General features: G+C 54.3%; 17 protein-coding genes. 5 read left to right on the forward strand and 12 right to left on the reverse strand.

Annotated elements, in window-relative coordinates:
• The first annotated feature begins 27 nt into the window (after positions 1 to 27).
• Together FFI90_RS06195 and FFI90_RS06200 are read left to right on the forward strand one after the other, a co-directional pair.
• The gene (locus tag FFI90_RS06195) at positions 28 to 705 is read left to right on the forward strand and encodes a FadR/GntR family transcriptional regulator (protein WP_144776999.1); all 678 of its coding nucleotides are present in this window, start codon (positions 28 to 30) and stop codon (positions 703 to 705) included.
• A gap of 2 nt (positions 706 to 707) precedes the next feature.
• A complete protein-coding gene (locus FFI90_RS06200) occupies positions 708 to 1,715 on the forward strand; it encodes a bile acid:sodium symporter family protein (RefSeq protein WP_144777000.1) in 1,008 nt (335 codons plus the stop codon).
• Between the two features lie 13 nt (positions 1,716 to 1,728).
• Here the strand turns inward: FFI90_RS06200 and FFI90_RS06205 are convergent, their stop codons facing one another.
• The gene (locus FFI90_RS06205; RefSeq protein ID WP_144777001.1) at positions 1,729 to 2,187 is read right to left on the reverse strand and encodes a hypothetical protein; all 459 of its coding nucleotides are present in this window, start codon (positions 2,185 to 2,187) and stop codon (positions 1,729 to 1,731) included.
• Positions 2,188 to 2,402: 215 nt separating this feature from the next.
• Here FFI90_RS06205 and FFI90_RS06210 point away from each other — a divergent pair, with 215 nt between their 5' ends.
• The 3 genes from FFI90_RS06210 to FFI90_RS06220 are packed head-to-tail and all read left to right on the forward strand — an operon-like array spanning position 2,403 to position 7,001.
• Positions 2,403 to 4,481: a TonB-dependent receptor plug domain-containing protein gene (locus tag FFI90_RS06210; RefSeq protein ID WP_246123368.1), complete on the forward strand. Its 2,079-nt coding sequence runs from the start codon at positions 2,403 to 2,405 to the stop codon at positions 4,479 to 4,481.
• Between the two features lie 35 nt (positions 4,482 to 4,516).
• Entirely contained in the window at positions 4,517 to 5,488 is a 972-nt protein-coding gene (locus tag FFI90_RS06215; RefSeq protein WP_246123369.1) for an ABC transporter substrate-binding protein, read from the forward strand.
• Complete coding sequence (locus tag FFI90_RS06220; RefSeq protein ID WP_144777003.1) at positions 5,481 to 7,001, forward strand: sensor histidine kinase; 1,521 nt, start codon at positions 5,481 to 5,483, stop codon at positions 6,999 to 7,001. Before FFI90_RS06215 ends, FFI90_RS06220 begins: the two co-directional genes overlap by 8 nt.
• A 73-nt stretch (positions 7,002 to 7,074) precedes the next feature.
• Here FFI90_RS06220 and gorA read toward each other — a convergent pair whose 3' ends face one another.
• From gorA to gspE, 11 genes are read right to left on the reverse strand one after another with little or no spacing between them, the layout of a single operon-like run.
• Positions 7,075 to 8,436, reverse strand: a complete 1,362-nt coding sequence (gene gorA / locus FFI90_RS06225; RefSeq protein ID WP_144777004.1) for a glutathione-disulfide reductase — start codon at positions 8,434 to 8,436, stop codon at positions 7,075 to 7,077.
• A gap of 26 nt (positions 8,437 to 8,462) precedes the next feature.
• Complete coding sequence (locus tag FFI90_RS06230) at positions 8,463 to 9,125, reverse strand: GNAT family N-acetyltransferase (RefSeq protein WP_144777005.1); 663 nt, start codon at positions 9,123 to 9,125, stop codon at positions 8,463 to 8,465.
• Positions 9,126 to 9,180: 55 nt separating this feature from the next.
• Positions 9,181 to 9,711, reverse strand: a complete 531-nt coding sequence (gspM, locus tag FFI90_RS06235) for a type II secretion system protein GspM (RefSeq protein ID WP_144777006.1) — start codon at positions 9,709 to 9,711, stop codon at positions 9,181 to 9,183.
• Between the two features lie 4 nt (positions 9,712 to 9,715).
• Positions 9,716 to 11,020 (reverse strand): type II secretion system protein GspL, encoded by a 1,305-nt coding sequence (gene gspL, locus FFI90_RS06240; protein ID WP_144777007.1) that lies wholly within the window; start codon positions 11,018 to 11,020, stop codon positions 9,716 to 9,718.
• 2 nt (positions 11,021 to 11,022) lie between these two features.
• Entirely contained in the window at positions 11,023 to 12,033 is a 1,011-nt protein-coding gene (gene gspK, locus FFI90_RS06245) for a type II secretion system minor pseudopilin GspK (RefSeq protein ID WP_144777008.1), read from the reverse strand.
• A gap of 6 nt (positions 12,034 to 12,039) precedes the next feature.
• Positions 12,040 to 12,792, reverse strand: coding sequence for a type II secretion system minor pseudopilin GspJ (gspJ, locus tag FFI90_RS06250; RefSeq protein WP_144777009.1), 753 nt, complete (start codon positions 12,790 to 12,792; stop codon positions 12,040 to 12,042).
• Positions 12,789 to 13,190 (reverse strand): type II secretion system minor pseudopilin GspI, encoded by a 402-nt coding sequence (gene gspI / locus FFI90_RS06255; RefSeq protein WP_281288092.1) that lies wholly within the window; start codon positions 13,188 to 13,190, stop codon positions 12,789 to 12,791. Before gspI ends, gspJ begins: the two co-directional genes overlap by 4 nt.
• Positions 13,187 to 13,726 (reverse strand): type II secretion system minor pseudopilin GspH, encoded by a 540-nt coding sequence (gspH, locus tag FFI90_RS06260; protein WP_425463079.1) that lies wholly within the window; start codon positions 13,724 to 13,726, stop codon positions 13,187 to 13,189. The genes gspI and gspH overlap by 4 nt, the downstream gene beginning before the upstream one ends.
• Before the next feature lie 3 nt (positions 13,727 to 13,729).
• Positions 13,730 to 14,182: a type II secretion system major pseudopilin GspG gene (gspG, locus tag FFI90_RS06265; protein WP_144777010.1), complete on the reverse strand. Its 453-nt coding sequence runs from the start codon at positions 14,180 to 14,182 to the stop codon at positions 13,730 to 13,732.
• A gap of 56 nt (positions 14,183 to 14,238) precedes the next feature.
• On the reverse strand, positions 14,239 to 15,450 hold the full coding sequence (gene gspF / locus FFI90_RS06270) for a type II secretion system inner membrane protein GspF (protein ID WP_144777011.1): 1,212 nt from the start codon (positions 15,448 to 15,450) through the stop codon (positions 14,239 to 14,241).
• A 3-nt stretch (positions 15,451 to 15,453) separates the two neighbouring features.
• Entirely contained in the window at positions 15,454 to 16,962 is a 1,509-nt protein-coding gene (gene gspE, locus FFI90_RS06275) for a type II secretion system ATPase GspE (protein ID WP_144777012.1), read from the reverse strand.
• Positions 16,963 to 17,127: the final 165 nt, after the last annotated feature.

A 17,127-nucleotide genomic window follows, 5' to 3' on the forward strand; every position in this document is an offset into this window, starting at 1 on the left:
ATGATCAGATAAGCGGATGATAGGTTGATGCTAAAAAGAATCCAGAAAGGTTCACTTGTTGAAACTGCCATAGAAAGTCTGAGACATGCCATCGAAACGGAGCAGTGGCCAGTGGGCGGTAAACTCCCCGTGGAGTCAGAGCTTTCAGAAGCCCTGGGCGTGAGCAGAAACACGGTACGTGAGGCCGTGCGCGTACTCGCCCACGTGGGAATGCTCGAAACCCGTCAGGGAGACGGCACCTATGTAAGAGCAACCCGGGATGCCGGCGAAACCCTCAAACGTATCGCCCGCACCCAGCTCACGGACCAACTGGAAGTCCGGATCATGCTCGAAACGGAAGCGGCGAAGCTCGCAGCGCAGAGACGCACCGATCAGGATCTCCGCACCATGACCATGGCGCTCGATGCCAGAGGCAAGGCCGATACCGACCTCGCGGCTCGAATTCGCCACGATGAGGCCTTTCATCACGCGCTGGTGGCCGCATCCCATAACTCGGCACTGGCAGAGCTTTACGACTATTTCTCCCACGCCATCACCCAGACAATTGAGCTCACGGAAAACGACGCGGACTTACCCGAGCCCTCGCAGGAAGACCATGAACTGCTTCTGGCCGCTGTTCGCCGCCAGGAGCCGGTAAAAGCTGAAAAACTTGCCGGGGATCTTCTTGCACCCAGCCTTAAAGCGCTTCGAAAGAGAGGCTCCTGATTATGAAGTTCAGGCCTGACATGTTTACCATCCTTTTGCTAGGCGCCATTGTCCTGGCTTCATTTCTGCCTGCCACAGGCACTGCCGGGGATTTCCTGGCAAGTGCCGGAACCGTAGCCGTCGCCCTGCTCTTCTTCTTTCACGGTGCGGCGTTATCGCGGGAACAGATCGTTGCGGGTGCTTCGCATTGGCGGCTACACATACTGATCACCGCACTCACATTCGGGTTCTTTCCGCTTGTAGTGCTACCCATTAATGGTATGAGCAGTTTTGCACCATCGTGGATGCCAGCTGACCTGGGGCTTGGCTTTCTTTATCTGGGAGTCTTGCCGTCTGCCGTTTCGTCATCCATAGCCTACACGGCTATGGCCCGAGGAAACGTACCTGCGGCTATCTGCAGTGCAGCTGCATCCAATGTTTTTGGCATGATGCTGACACCGTTCCTACTGTTATTGCTCGTCAGTTCGTCCGGTAGCGGCGATTTTGCAGTGGGCGAAGCCCTGAAAGATATCGTGTTGCAGCTGTTATTACCGTTTGCGATTGGCCACGCCATGCGACCGATCCTGGGAGGTTATCTGGCGCGCAATGAGAGCCTGATGGCGCGCTACGATAAATGCGTGATCTGGTTAATCGTGTACTCCGCTTTCTCGCACTCGGTAGAAAGCGGCCTCTGGCAGAATCTGCCCGTAAAAGCCATTGTCCTCACAGTATTGCTGTGCATCGGGCTTCTGACATTATTCATGTTTTTTGCACGGTTTCTGGTACGGCGGTTCGGGTTCAGTCTGGAAGATGAAGCAGCGGTGGTTTTTTGCGGTTCCAAGAAGAGCCTGGCTTCCGGATTGCCCATGGCAAACGTACTGTTTTCAGGGCACCCCGGGTTCGGCATGATCGTTCTGCCGATCATGTGCTACAATCAGGTTCAGGTGATTCTCGGCGCCATTCTGGCCCAGAAATACCGGGACAAAATCGCCGAGTCCAATTCAGCACAGGCAGCAGCTAAAGCGGAATGATCGCGCGGCGGCGTCAACCGCCGCTCATACCACCGAAAAGAATGGCGAGGATAACGAGCCCAATAATCCATCCAATAACAGCCGGCCAAAAGTTAACGATTTGCGGCGGCTCTGCATCCAGGCTCTCCTTCTCCTCAAAGGTTTCATCCGGCTCAGGATAGTTGCGCTCATCTTCCTGCGCTGCAACGTCATGCAGGCTGTGCCAGTCAAACCATTCCGCCAGAAAGCGCACAACCGGAGTAGCAAAGCTGCCATTTTCAGCCATCGGGCGTAACTGTGGCTCCAGCTGTCTACCGATCTCCCGGCGCAAAGGCAATTGATCAGCCGGGGGCTCGCAGAGTATTGCTTTCCATATACCCGCATCCCGGGTCCTGCCGGGGTCATTCAAAAGCGCCTTGATCTGAATCATCACCTCGCGAACAACCTGGCTCTCCGATGCATCCAACTCGCGGTCAATTTCCCTGCCATTCATATCAGGCTTACTCCACCCTTGTGATTCATTACATTTTTGAGAGACAAATGCCATGTAGTCAAATACGATAGCGAAGAAATACAAAAACAGAGCTTCGCTTTTAATTGCGCAATTATAGAACGACACCCATGCTCGTTACGAACTTCAACAACTACGCTCGTTGGTGCCCGGCTTTCTGGCCTCCTCGTTATGTTGCTACAGGCGTTCTGGGTTTCATGTTGATAAGCTCCCCAGCCGCTTCCCAATCGCTCTCCGATGAACCTGAACAGATTGGTTTCTACCGATTCAACGATGAGATACCGGAAGTTCTGACAACCACCCGGTTACGCCAGCCAAAAACACGGGTTCCTGGAGCAACCACGGTTATCGATGGCGAGATGATTCGTGATCTCGGCATCATGAGTCTTGTTGAGATATTCCGGCTCGTTCCGGGCATGGTTGTGGGCGATGTTGGCAGCAGCACGCCGGTCACAACCTACCACGGTACGGTGCACTATGAACAACGCCGGATGCAGGTGCTCGTCGATGGTCGGACCTCGCACCGCTCCACCCTGTCTGATATGGACTGGCAAACGATGCCGGTTCCGCTCGAACTCATTGAAAGAGTCGAGATAAGTCGCGGGCCGAATTCAGCCGCCTATGGCATTAATGCCTTTCTGGGCACCATCAACATCATTACCCGCAACCCGGCTGACACCGCCGGTGCAGAGGTTCGGGTTGTGGGAGGCTCCAGAGACTATCTCCGCACTTTTGCTTCCGTTGGTGATGTCAGCGAAAGCTACGACTGGCGGTTAGCGTACGAAAAGCGCAAATTCGGCGGTTTTGATTATCAGCTTGAGGATGACGAGCGCACACCTTTTAACGACGGCCATGATATCAACGTTTTTAACTATGACTCCCGCCTGAAGGTTAATTCCGGCTTTAATGCAGATATTCGCTTTGGCGTCGTTGATGGCATTAACGAAGAAGACGTTTATAAAAATGGCGAACTCGGCGCTACTGACAACCCGAACATTGGCGTTCGGGATTACTATGTTCAGACACAGCTTAACTTTACGACATCAAGAACCCATTTTTTTCACGTTCAGGTGAGCTTCGAGAACTACAATCGCAGACAACGCTGGCCCGTAGAAATACCCGAATCGCTCGTAAACTGCCTGGCCAACGGTGCCGAGGTATTTGACGACGCCAATAATTGCTTTCAGTCAGGCGGAACCCCACTCATCGCCAATGTAAACCAGGATTCCGAAGACTCCAGGCTGGAATTCGAGCTTCAGGACACGGTGTTATTCAGTGATGACCTGAAGCTCGTTACCGGGCTGGGCTACCGCAAAGACACCTATCGCTCTGAGACGCTATTTAACGGACGGGGAAACAACTATCAGTCTCGAGTATTTGGCAATCTGGAGTACACCCCTGTCAACTGGCTCACCTTGAACGGCGGCGGTAACTGGGAACGCACGACAACCACCGACGAGGGCTATTTCTCGCCCCGGCTTGCGGCAAACTTCACGCTTGGAAATAACCACGCGCTAAGGTTCGTGTATTCGAAAGCTGTGCGCACACCTGACGGTTTTGAGCAGAATCCGGATTACGGGTTCACATTGAGAGATGTCCAGCCAGCAATATACTCTTTGTACGAGGGCTATCGGGTAGAAAATACTCTCGTCAACCGTGACGGAAAACTTGAAGAAGAAAGCATTATTTCCAGAGAGATCAGTTACTTCGGGCAGTTTCCTATGGAAAGAGGTCAATTCTCTCTGGAAGTCAGGGTATTCAAAGACAAAATGCGGGATATGATAAGCGGTATCATCGCATTTGAAGACTGGACGATCGACAACAACGTAGATATCGATCAGAAAGGCTTTGAAGTTGAAGCCGCCATGGAGTACCCCGGAACAACATTCAGAGTCAGCTACGGCTATCTTGACCAGGATGATTGGTACAACGGTACGGAAATTTCTGCAGACGATAGTATCAACAAGAAGGAAAAGCAGTACAAGGTAGACCTTCTGGGACGACTCTCGGCAAGACACTCCGGCAGTATCGCGTTAATTCAGAACTTGCCGTTTGGCCTGAAGGGCTCCGCAGCCTTTTACTGGGCAGATCAACTGAAAGAGTCGCGGTTTGAGCGACTCGACCTGCGTCTGGCGAAATCGTTTTTTCAGCCCAGGTACACTGCGGAGTTGGCTATGACTGTTCAGCATTACATGAATACAGATCCTGATATGAGCATTGATAATAATATCGAGGATCAGAACCAGCTCTTTCTGGAAGCAGGTATCCGCTTCTGATATTTAACCAGGGAATGCGTCTGGCCCGGGATGGTATGACAGAAAACGTCGTTTTGTTTTGGAGGCTGGCTATTACCAGACTCCGTCAGGCATTTCACACGCTTATCGCAGTGGCGATACTTGTCGGTGCAGCGCCTGCTCAGGCTCAGGATAATGATCGTTTACCTGTGTATATTGCGGGTTCGGGTAATATTACGCTGGATCAGCACATACAGAGCCTTCTGGAAGAATACCTGGGTAACCAACTGGACCTGGTTTTCGTTTCAGATGAGCAAGCCGCACTTACTGGCAACGCACCCATTGTAACCATCGGCCCTCGGGCATTTTCCCGTGTTCGCCAAGCGAACCGCAACGCCCCGGTGCTTGCCATGCTGGCAGCGCAGGACTTTCTCAAAGGGTTCGCAACGCGCTCACCTGGGCAAGTTTCCGGAATATACTACGACGTTCCCCTGCTCCGGCAAGCCTTGATCGGCAAAGCCATTCTTCCACAAGCTACCCGGATCGCACTGATTTCCACTACAAGCTCCGCCGAACTCTATGACACCTTGATTGATCAGCTTCCACAGTACGGCCTTAAGGCCCGCCTCTTCGTGGTGGACGATGACAAACAGCTCATCCCGACGCTCACACGAGCACTGAGCTACGGCGATTTTCTGCTGGCAGCACCAGACAGCGACATCTACAACCCCAGGACGATAAAATACATTCTTCTGACCGCTTATCGCCGAAACAGGATCGTCATCGGCCCAAGCCAGGCTTATGTCAAAGCCGGCTCTCTGGCATCCGGTTACGCGCCCTTCCCGGAAATGGCCAGGATGACGGCCGGGTATTTGCAGGAATTCCTTAAAACCGGAAAGTTTCCTGAACCGGATTATCCCGCCCGTTTTCAGGTCGAGATCAATCAACAAGTCGCCCGGTCCCTCAATATTCCCTTGGCCTCCAGTGAAGAGATCACTAGAGCTGTTGAATTGCTGTTGACCAATAAAAGGGGCCAAGGCGATGAGTGAGCATAATAAGGTCGGCACGCCGCTTTCCCGCAAGCTCCTGATGCTTGGCGCATTACCCGCTATCGTGATGTTTATAACCTTTATAGGGTTCTTTACCTCTGCCCGGCTGGAGGATGCCCGGCGTGACCTTTCAGACAGCAACCAGTTGCTGGCCGACAGCTTGGCACCTTCGCTCGAGTATGCCGTTGTTTCTGGCAACAAGATGGCGCTGCAGGAAATACTTACCAAATCTATCCGTTACAGCAAGGCGGACTGGATTCGTGTTACCGATGTGACCGGTGAGCAAATCGGCCGAGCCGCTCGAGGTAACTCGGAAACTCCCGAAATGCAGGGCGAATTTCAGGTTTATGAAACAGAAATTCTTCAAGAACCACTGGCATTCGACACTGGCAGGGAAATCCAGTGGTTCGAGCCAGAATATGGATACGCGCAAAGTGCACTGCGCGTAGGCACTGTTCAGGTTGGGGTCAGCGATAGCATTCTGAATGCGCGGCGCCGGGATATTCTCGGGACGTCCGTGGCCCTCGGATTGTCACTACTGCTGTTTACAATACTGGTGGTCAATCACTCGCTTAAGGCGATCCTCTTGCCTATTCGTAAGGTTTCCGGGCGCATCAGCCGTCTGATCGAAAGGGACTATCAGGTTACAAATGTGAATACGCGGCATAGCTTCAGAGACGTTATCACTATTGAGCAACAGCTCAACGAGTTGGCAGAACGTCTCGCGACGCTAAGGGCATCGCGTAAGCAAACTCTAGCCGCCTCAGAGCTAGCCAGGGAAAAGGCAGAGCTCGCAAACGTTGCCAAATCCGAGTTTTTGGCATCCATGAGCCGCGACCTGCGCACGCCTCTGAACGGTGTGCTGAGCATGGTTGACCTGGCTCAGGAAGAGCCACTCAGCGCCAGACAGAGGGATTATCTGCAAACCGCTCGTCAGTCCACCGAAGATTTACTGACCGTCATCAGCGACATTCTCGATTATGCCCACATGGATGGCGGTACGATCATTTCGGAACAGCAGGCATTCAACCTGCGAGAACTGATTACGAATTGCGTCGCATCCTACCGTCACGTCGCCGAAGAGCAGGGCTTGGCGCTGACACTGGATTTTTATGGTGACTGGCCGGAAGTGCCGCAGGTAATAGGTGACGCTCCGAGGATTCGACAGGTTCTTGCCTGCTTGCTCGATAACGCGATCAGATTCACCAACGAAGGTTTTATAAATGTTCAGGCTGGCTGTTTTGCCATTGAGGATGGCTATATTGTTTTCAACTGCTCCGTAAGCGACTCCGGGAGCCGTATCTCACATGAACACCTGATGGACATCTCCAGTTCATTCGAACAGTCGGGGGCCAGCAAAACACGGAGCCTCGACAGTGCCGGTATGGGGTTGTCACTGATGCAGCGCCTGGTTGAGCTTCTTGGAGGTCACATTCAGGTTGAAACCGATCCCGGTAAAGGCACTACATTCCGCTTTAGGTTGCCTCTTGGGTTGGCATCCACGGAACAGTAGCTCAGGCAAATCTGTCAGCAAGCTGACGAGGCACTGACGGAATATCAAGCCCTTCCATGGGCTCCTTTTTCGATCAGGCGACAGGCTCACGCATGGTTACAAACTCTTCCGCCGATGTCGGGTGTATGCCCATGGTGGAATCAAATTGGGCCTTGGTTGCCCCTGCCTTTATGGCCACGGCAAGTCCCTGAGTGATTTCACCGGCATCCGGCCCGACCATATGCGCGCCCAAGACCCGGTCCGTTTTGTCATCAACCACAAGCTTCATCAGGCTGCGCTCATCGCGACCGCTGAGCACGTACTTCATGGGCCGGAATTCAGAGCGGTAGATTCTCACGGTATGCCCTGCTTCCCGCGCTTCCTCTTCCGTTAGCCCGACCGTACCAATGTTGGGCTGACAGAACACGGCGGTAGGTATCGCGGTGTAATCCATATCGCCTTCACCATCCCCAAACATTCTGCGGGAAAGCACCATTGCCTGCGCCAGCGCCACAGGCGTCAGCTGCGGCGTGCCGATGACATCGCCCAGAGCGGTTACCGAAGGGACCGAGGTCTGGAAATGATCATCCACGACTACATGCCCGGAGGCATTAAGTTCGATACCCAACTCTGTCAGGCCCAGGCCGTCTACCAATGCCCTTCTGCCCGTTGCCGCCATAACAAGCCCGGTCTCCATTACGTCGCCGTTACTGAGCTGGACCCGATAATGAGAGTTTTCAGCTTCCACAGACTCAATCGTCACGCCGAACTCAAGACGAATGCCTTTCTTGCGCATTTCCTGCTCGGCAAATCTGCGGACATCGTTATCAAAGCCGCGGAGAAACAGATCGCCGCGATAAAGCAGCGTGGTTTCGACACCAAGGCCGGCAAGAATGCCTGCGAATTCCACCGCGATATAACCGCCACCCCATACCACAGCTTGTTTTGGCAATTGCGGCAGAAAAAACATTTCGTTGGAAGTGAGGAGGCATTCTTTGCCCGGAATGTCGGGAACCACCGGCCAGCTTCCGGTCGCTACGGTTATGTGCGCCGTTGTGTATTCCGTTTCACCCACGACAACCGTATTCGGATCTTTTATGGATGCCGTGCCTTCGATGATCGTAACACCGGCGTTCTCAAGCAGCTTGCCATAGATACCGTTAAGTCTCTCGATTTCTGTATTCTTGTTCGCAACAAGCGTTGGCCAGTCGAAGCTGACACCGTCCAAAGGTACGTTCCAGCCATAACCTGCCGCGTCTTCCAGCTCATCCTTGACATGAGCCCCGTAGACGAACAGTTTCTTGGGTACGCAGCCAACGTTAACGCAGGTACCGCCAAGATAGCGGGATTCTACTACCGCAACTCGTGCACCGAGGCCGGCAGACATGCGCGCAAGGCGCACGCCTCCGGAACCGGCACCAATAACGATCAGATCATAATCCTGGCTGTCAGACACAATGTCTCCTGTTGTTTGTAACAACGTTAGTTTTGATTGGCCGTAGCCTTGGCTTCGGGGTGGATTTCACGAAACAGTATGTGATCCTCGAATCCACCAAGGCGAATCTTACCAAGGCTGCGGAAGCCTTCCGACTCGTAAAACGGCAGATAGCGATTGTTGCCGGTATCCAGAACCAGACCACTTCCACGCGGATTATCCGCACATAACCGCTGAACAGCCTTGAGCAATAGCCGACCGTAACCGCGATTCTGATACTTGGGATTAACCCCCATCAACGGCAATTGGTGCGCCAGCGGCTGAGGTAACATTGCGCGGATTCTTTCGTGATAGTTCAGGTAGCGGCGGGTAGAGGCAAAACCGGCCGTTAATACCATGCGAATTCTCCAGCTGAACTGATCCGCCAGGTTCAGGCGAAGGTCCGGGTCGCCGATGAACGCCACGGCTACCAGCGTATCGTTGACCATCACGCCAACCGCTTCCTGGCCCAGATCAACGTACAGATCAACCAGTTCACGCAGGGTTGCCCGGACTCGCTGGTTATAACCGGGCTTGCGATGGTTGAACAGGTACTGAAACGTTGGTTCATCCCGGTATGCATCATACAGAATCGATCTTGCTTCATTCAGGGCGCTGATATCCAGCCGGACAATAACCGGTTCCGGCTTGCTATCACTGTCGCTACTCATGCTTTCTCTCCTGCCTCTGTCCGGAGAGACCACCCCGGAACCCAGTTATTCGGAATCAGATTGTCAACGTTAACCGAACAGACACCCGGCCAGGTTCACCGGCGCGATCAAGCGCCGCCTGATCAATCACTATGCCGTGCTTACCATTGAGCATTTCCAACCAGGCTGCAACCTCTGAATAGGGAACGGATTCCAGCCACACACGGATAGCCCCCTCACCACTTGGTTCAAAACGCTGCAGGGTCAGACCGGATTCCCTTGCGGAGCGGGTCACCAGACCCATCAGTGCCCGACCATCGGCGGGAACATCTGCGGATGCCGACGCCAACCCTGCGCCGCCGCTTCCCAGTCGCCGGATAATCGGCGCATTTGATTGCACCCAAGCCACCAGCTCTGCGGCGTTGTCCTTGCTCGCGGCGGCCTTGTCGTGAAAATCAGTAACCGGGCGCCAGACCGCGAAATAGAGAATTCCGAGAAACACGGCAACTGCCAATACCGTAAGCGCATGCTGATCACGCCTGGGAAGCTGGTCATACTGGGCAATCAGTTTGCCAACCGATGGCTGGTCTTTCAGTTTCGTCAACATCGCCTTACCCTCCGGATACCGTGAGGCGGCCACGAGCGCCACTGGATTCATTCACCACCGAGCCGATTTTGGCGTCAAGTCCCTGATCTGCCAGACCGTTGCGTAGCGCACTCAGGCGATCGTAACCCTCTGCGCGCACGTCAACCACCAGCTCGCCACGGGACTGGCTGTAATTGATGGAGTTAAACGTCACCGAGCCCGAACTCGCTACATTTGAATACTGTTGTCCGGTGTATTTCATCAATGTGACAAAATCCACGTCAGGGCCATCTGAGCCGGCCATACGCAACTGCCCTTCCACCACGCGCCTCACATTGCCGGCATGAGTCCTGCTGTCATTCGGGAAGGATTCGCGATAAACCGCCATTGCTTGTTGTCGCAAATCCTCGGCCTGTTGCTGGTAATAGAAACCCATTCCGGCTTCTACCGCTACCTGCACCGCAAACCACACGGCGGCTACGGCAATCAGCGGCTTCCAGGGGTTCAGCGGGCTAGCCTTACCGTCTTTGACTGAAAAATCCCGTTGGCACAGGTTGATCGGGCGGCACAGGTGGTGGTGGTGAGCATGAGCCAGTAACTCCAGCGGCATAAGCTCCAGCGACTCTCGGCGAACAGAAAGCCGGCCAGGCACCATCAGCTCTCCAATCAGCGCCGCTTGCGCTTCAAATTCGGTGTCGGTGCCGTAAACCACAATGGGTACTTCGGCGACCACATCCTCCGACGGAGGCGCCGCCAGTGTATGCGCAAACATTCCCAGATTGGCGGATTGCATGCTCAGCCACTCGCCCCGGTCACTTCCCATCATTGCGGATTCGCCGTCGAGGCAAATCGACCATCCACCCTCTGTTGTCGGCAGCAATGCTGCGTCAGGATAGATGGCTTCCAGCCTGGTATGTTGCCAGCCGCTGAACAATTCAAGCCACAGGGCCATTCTGACACGGTCAACCGCGGCTACCCGATAGCCCTCCTGGGTGTGCAGGCCGAGCGCCAGGTGAACGCTATCGATATCCTGGGCGATTTGCTCTTCCACTGCATAGGGCAAAGCCTGGTTAATAAAGCGGCTCTGTTTGGCGGGAATGTCAGCTACGCAGAATAACGCCTCATCGCCCGGGATCAGGCCCACCAGCAAAACGTCATCAAGGCCGTTCTGGCTCAGCGTTTGCTCAATCGTGCTGCGAAGATCGCCGCTGCCCTGAGCCTGGGAATCACCCCCGGCGTCGTAAAGCACCCAGTTGAACAAACGGGCTTCCGGATCATCTGTGCTCTCAGCAATGAGAGGCAATGGTCGCACGTAAAGGCGATAAGACATGGTTATCCTTCCGAGATAGTATAGGGCTCTTTGGTAATGCGATTCTTTTGTCCTGTATCCCGGTGCACCGTCCGGACATTACCTTCCTGATTACGAAAAACCGTGCTCACCATATTAACAACACGGTTATCGTAGGTAATCCTTGCAACAACCTCAAAAAAACGAGTCTGCAGCCCTAAACCTTGCTGCTTCAGACCAAGCCCTGCGAACTCTGGCAGTGCCAGAAAGTCTTGAAGGTTCTCAAACCGATCTTCCTCGCGCTTTTCAAGAATAGACGCAGCCTGAGCTTCCGTCAGGTCCTCATGCAGTGACATCAACACGTGAGCCGTCGCCGTATTCACGTTAATTCCCAGCCCGCTGACCGGCAAGGTCGTAACATGAGGCCGCAATGCCACGTATATTTCTTCAGTCATACCTTCAATCAGCCGCAACTCTGATACGCTCATAAACGGCTGGTTTGCCGCCCGAAACCCCGGCTCAGCCATCAGGTACTGGCCATCTTCTGCACCGTAGGCACTGATTGTCTGATCGTCCGGATCAATCCAGTCCACCAAAGCATCTACCGAAATACCGTTGATCCCGAGCGCAATCAGCAAACGGGTAACGCGATCTTTGACCACTGGGTCCACCTGGCCACTTGCGGCAACCAGGTCATTCAGGTTTATCCGCCCCCCCAGATCGTCAATCTGCACTTCCACAACGCCATTTTCGTCCAGCGGCAGAACGGCGGCGTTCATCGCCCAGAATTCATCCAGGCTGTCGACCATCAGGCTGTCTTCTTTATCCTCTTCAAAATCCCGCACCAGGATCTGACGCGCAAACGCCTCTGCACCCAGTGCAATGCTTTGGCCCTGCTGCTGCGCCAGGTAATGTCCGGCTTTAAACACGCGAATATTTTGCTGTTGGGTCATGCCGGAGGCCAGCATTACCACTAACGCCATTGCGAGCAGCACCATAATCAGTGCAACACCCTGCTGCTTTTTTGGGCAGGTGCCGTGAGAATAGGGGGTCATGTTGTTCTAGCCTCCCTGCCCTGTCGGAGCCTGAGTAGCGCCCTGTTCAGCGGCACTGGCATCCTGTTCTTCGTCTGCCTCGCTACGGGCTTCGTTGATCTGATTCACAAGGCCTTGCGCGCCCGCCGGATCATAGTCTGGCAATACAAACGTTCGCACAAGCTCACCAAAGAGTTCGTGCTCAAGGGTGATTTCTATACCCCTCGGAAAAGGAATGTCGGGGCGCGCACCGGGCGTCAGTGCGGCCATGGCGTCGTCGGGTGGCCATTCAGTTTCCCAGCTGTTCTGTTCGTTGAGGAACCGCAGGTCAAAAGCAGTGACATCCTCAAGCAACAACAGATCCCGACCGTTATCCTCCTGCCCTTGATCCACCATTGGCCAGTATCGGCGACGCAGTTCACTACCGGTGTATTCCCAGCTCACGCGCTGAAGGCTGCTGCGACGGATACCCAGCGGATTGCGCCAGCCTTGTCGCGTCACCATGAGGGCGAAATCATCTTCACGGCTGGTCAAAGCAGGCTTGAAGTCACCGTAAATATCCCGGGCCGGACGATTAACGATTTGAGTGATATCTCTTTCCAGAAGGAGCATCGCCCGCTGCACACCGTCGAATTGTTCGGCGAGTTCATCAACCCGATCGCGGGAAAGGATTACCCCGTTCAGCACCTGCCATACGCCAATACCGATCACGGCAGTAATAGTGATCGCCACAAGCACTTCAAGAAGCGTGAACCCCCGCTGGCTATTCGGCTCTCTCATTTCTCACCCACGAAAGCAGAAAGCGTATGCACCGGGTAGGGTTTTGATCGGCCTTCACGATATCGGGATACCTCGACTTCCACGCGCCGCATTTTAGGCTCGGCCGTGGCGAGCACCTTTGTTGCCACTTGCCAGCGAAAAGGACCGTAGTCTTTATCTTCCGCATTCTCGGAAATACCCGGCAGGCTATTCTCCAGCCGGATTTCATTGATGCGGTTATCCGCTAGCCAGCCTGCCAGGGTTTTATCGCGGATACGTTCATAGCTTGAGATATACTGGCTGCCCACTTCCGCAGCGGCGGTGGCGATCAGGCTGAAAACCAGTAGAGCAATCATCACTTCGATGAGAGTGAAACCTCTTGCGGGCCTCTCCAGCTTGTTGAGTTGATACGGCCTCACCAGTCGCCCCCCTCATCGCCTGGCTGGCGCCACTGAATGGGCGAGATTCCATCCGATGCAAGGGTCTGCGTGTAGTCCGTTTCACTGCCAATGGTGAACTCCAGCTCAAAAGGCGTGGTTTCTCCACTGGAGAAAAACACCACATCTGGCCGTAGCTTGTCTTCCGCAGACGCCAGGCGGGGAGTATCGCTTTCAATGAACGGTGTGGTTACCAGCCATTGCGGAAACGCTCTGGCTCGGAATAAACGCTCGCCCGACCCTTTCCAATCGCCGGTTTCGTCCTGAAAGGCGACAAAGCGATACCCGTTCTCTTCAAGCAGCAGCCCGAGCTCCAGGTTGTTCAGCACCGCCTGGTCCGATGCGGTCTGCATCAGCAAATACAGTTCCCGCACCTCATTTTGCAATTCCCGTTGCTGAGAATTTCCACCCATGGTAAACACCGCAAGGGCCGCAAGCAGCCCGACCAAAACCAGGACAACCAGTATTTCAATCAGCGTAAAGCCGTTGCTGTTGTTACCTGATCTTGCGCGAATCACGAATCAGTTGCCGACATTCCAGAGACTGATATCAGACGCGTCGCCATCACCACCATCCTGGCCATCGGAACCCTTTGAGTAGAGGTCGTAAGGGCCTTCCCGGCCCGGGCTTACATACTGAAACTCACTCCCCCAAGGATCTTGCGGGACGCTTTTCATGTAGCCATCGGGGTTCCAGTTCTTGGGCTCGGGGCTGCCACTGGGGCGTGATACCAATGCTTCGAGCCCTTGCTGTGTGGAGGGGTAATGGCTGTTATCCAGGCGGTATAGATCCAGCGCCTTGGAAATATTGGTTAGTTGGGTTTCCGCCACGGTTACCTTGGCCTGGTCGCTCCGGCCCATGATATTTGGCGCCACAATGGCCACCAGCAGGCCAAGAATTACCATCACCACCATGATTTCGATAAGGGTGAAGCCCCGACTGGATTGCGGAATATTCAGGTTTTTCATCGTCATTGTGTCACTCGTTGTTGGCTTGAATGGTTGGCTTTAATGGCTTTCATCACAAGATATTAGCCGACCAGATTGCTCATGTTCAGTATGGGCAGCATGATGGCCATCACAATAATCAGTACGACCACACCCATTACCAAAAGCATCATCGGCTCAAAAAGCCCGACGATAGCGGCTATTTTCGATTGCAGCGTATTTTCCTGCATCCTTGCAGTACGTTCCAGCATGCTGTCCAGCTCCCCGCTGGCCTCTCCGCTGGCGATCATCGTCAGCATCATCGGCGGAAAGTAGCCGGACTGATCCAGTGCCCGGTGCAGAGAGCCTCCTTCACTGACTTTTCGCGCGGCGTCTCTGAGTTCCTGGCGCAGATAGTCGTTGGAAAGTACCTCACCTGCAATCCTCATAGCATCTACCAGAGGAACACCACTGGTTGTCAGGATGCTCAGCGTGCTGGCATAACGTGCCGTGTTAACGCCCCGCACCATTCCGGCAAACAAGGGCAAGTGCAGCAGGCGTTTATGAAACCGCATGCGGATAGCCGGTTTGGTAAGGGCAAATCGGAATGCCATCAGGCAGCCAGCCAGCAAAATAAAGAGGTAGGCGCCGTAACTGGTAAGAAATCCCGACATTGCCAGCATCGCCAACGTCAGTCCGGGCAACTCCTGCCCTTGCTTCACAAAAACCTCAATAATATCGGGCACAACGTAGGTCAACAGAAAGACGACAATGGCGATTGCTACAAAGCTCAGAATGATGGGGTAAATCGCGGCTAGCTGTATCTTCTGGCGCGATTCCTGTCGGCTCTCCGTGTAATCCGCCAGCCTGTTCAGAACCAGATCCAGATGCCCGGCATGCTCTCCCGCAGCAACGGTTGAGCGGTAGAGTCTTGGGAAGGCTTTCGGGAATTCGCCGAGGCTATCGGCCAAGGTATAACCTTCCATAACCTTCGCACGAATGGCGATCAACATACCGCGGGTACGGGGACGGGTGGTTTGCTGGGCCGTTGCCGAAAGCGCTTGTTCAATGGGAATGCCAGACTGGATCAAGGTTGCCAACTGGCGTGTAACCAGCGCAAGATCGGCGGCTGTAAGAGAACCTCGCCCGCTAAGCGGGTTGCTGCGGCTTGGCTTTTGAGCTGCCGGTTCCACTGCAAGCGGTGTAAGGCCTTTTTCCCGGAGCTGCTGGCGCACTGCACGAGGGGCGTCGGCCTCTAGCACACCCTGTTTCTGTTTTCCCCGCGCATCAAGAGCCTTGTATTCGTAGGCAGGCATGGCTTATTGGCCCCGGTGCGTTACGCGAAGCACCTCTTCCAACGTGGTGACGCCATCAAGAATTTTCCGGACACCGTCTGCGTGAATGCTCGGGCCTTTCAGCCGGGCTTCCCGCTCCAGATCCAGTTCTCCTGCACGCTTGTGAATCAAAGCGCTAATCTCCTCGGTTACTTCAACCACTTCATAGATACCAATACGTCCGCGATAGCCTAACTGGTTGCAGTGCTCACAGCCTTTTGCCCGATAAATGGTTGGCGGATTGACAAATTCCTGCTGCAAAAATTCGCAGTGCTCTTCGGTGGGCGTATACGGCTCTCGGCACTCCTTGCATAGCACCCGTACAAGACGCTGGGCCACAATGCCCACCAGGCTTGATGAAATCAGGAAGGGTTCAATGCCCATATCCATCAGCCGGGTAATCGCACCAACCGCCGTATTGGTGTGCAGCGTAGATAACACAAGGTGACCGGTGAGACTGGCCTGAACGGCAATTTCGGCGGTTTCCAGGTCCCGGATTTCACCAATCATCACCACATCGGGATCCTGCCGCAGAATAGCTCGCAAGCCCCGGGCAAATGTCATTTCAACCTTTGGATTTACCTGGGTCTGGCCAATGCCCGGCAGGTTGTATTCGATAGGATCTTCGACCGTAAGGATGTTTCGGCTGCGGTCGTTAATCTCTTGCAACGACGCATACAGGGTTGTGGATTTACCCGACCCTGTAGGCCCGGTAACCAGCAATATACCGTAAGGCCGGTGAATCAGCTTGCGCAGGATTTTCAGGTCGTCTGGCGCCATTCCCAGAGATTCAAGGCGTATCGCACCCGCCTGTTTATCCAGCAAACGCAGAACAACCCGCTCGCCACCGGATGACGGCATGGTAGAGACACGGATATCTACCTCACGGCCGGCCACTCTCAACGCAATCCGGCCGTCCTGAGGTACCCGCTTTTCGGCGATATCCAGCTTTGCCATAACCTTGATTCGTGAAACCAGCAACGGTGCCAGCGCTCGTTTGGGTTGCACGACTTCACGCAACACGCCATCAACGCGAAACCGTACAATCAGGCGCTTCTCATAGGTTTCGATGTGCACATCCGAAGCGCTGCTCTTCACTGCCTCGGTCAGAATCGCATTGATCAGGCGGATAATCGGCGCGTCGTCTTCCTGCTCCAGAAGATCTTCCGTTTCCGGGACCGAATCGGCGAGCGAAGCCAGATCCATATCATCGCCAATACCCTCGACCATCTGCATGGCTTCTGCAGAGTCGTTTTGATAAGCCGCATTCAGCGCCTGATCAAAGTGGTCGGGCTCAATGGTGGCAAATCGCGCACGACCGCCGCTTATCCTGTTGGCTTCCGCCAACGCAGAATGCGGAGCGCCAGGCCTGACCAGAATAACCGGGGCACCCTCTTCCGAGCGGGTCAAAATAACGCCGTTACGCTTCGCAAAGGTAAAGGGAAGACGACCCAGCGGAGCATCCAGCGGCTGAAGTTCGGTTTCTGTGCTCAAGGTTGTCCTCGTTCTTATAAGGCTAAGGCAATCAGAAGGAAGGCTATCACAGGACATAGGCCCGCTGAATAACTCTGTGCACTATACTCCCAATAAAAGACGCTATTCTGATAACCTGTGGGACTTTTGCCGCTCCCTTGGCCGCTTTTGCTCGGCCAGAGGCTT

Source organism: Marinobacter maritimus, assembly GCF_007671675.1.
In the GTDB taxonomy this organism is placed as follows: Bacteria; Pseudomonadota; Gammaproteobacteria; order Pseudomonadales; family Oleiphilaceae; genus Marinobacter; species Marinobacter maritimus.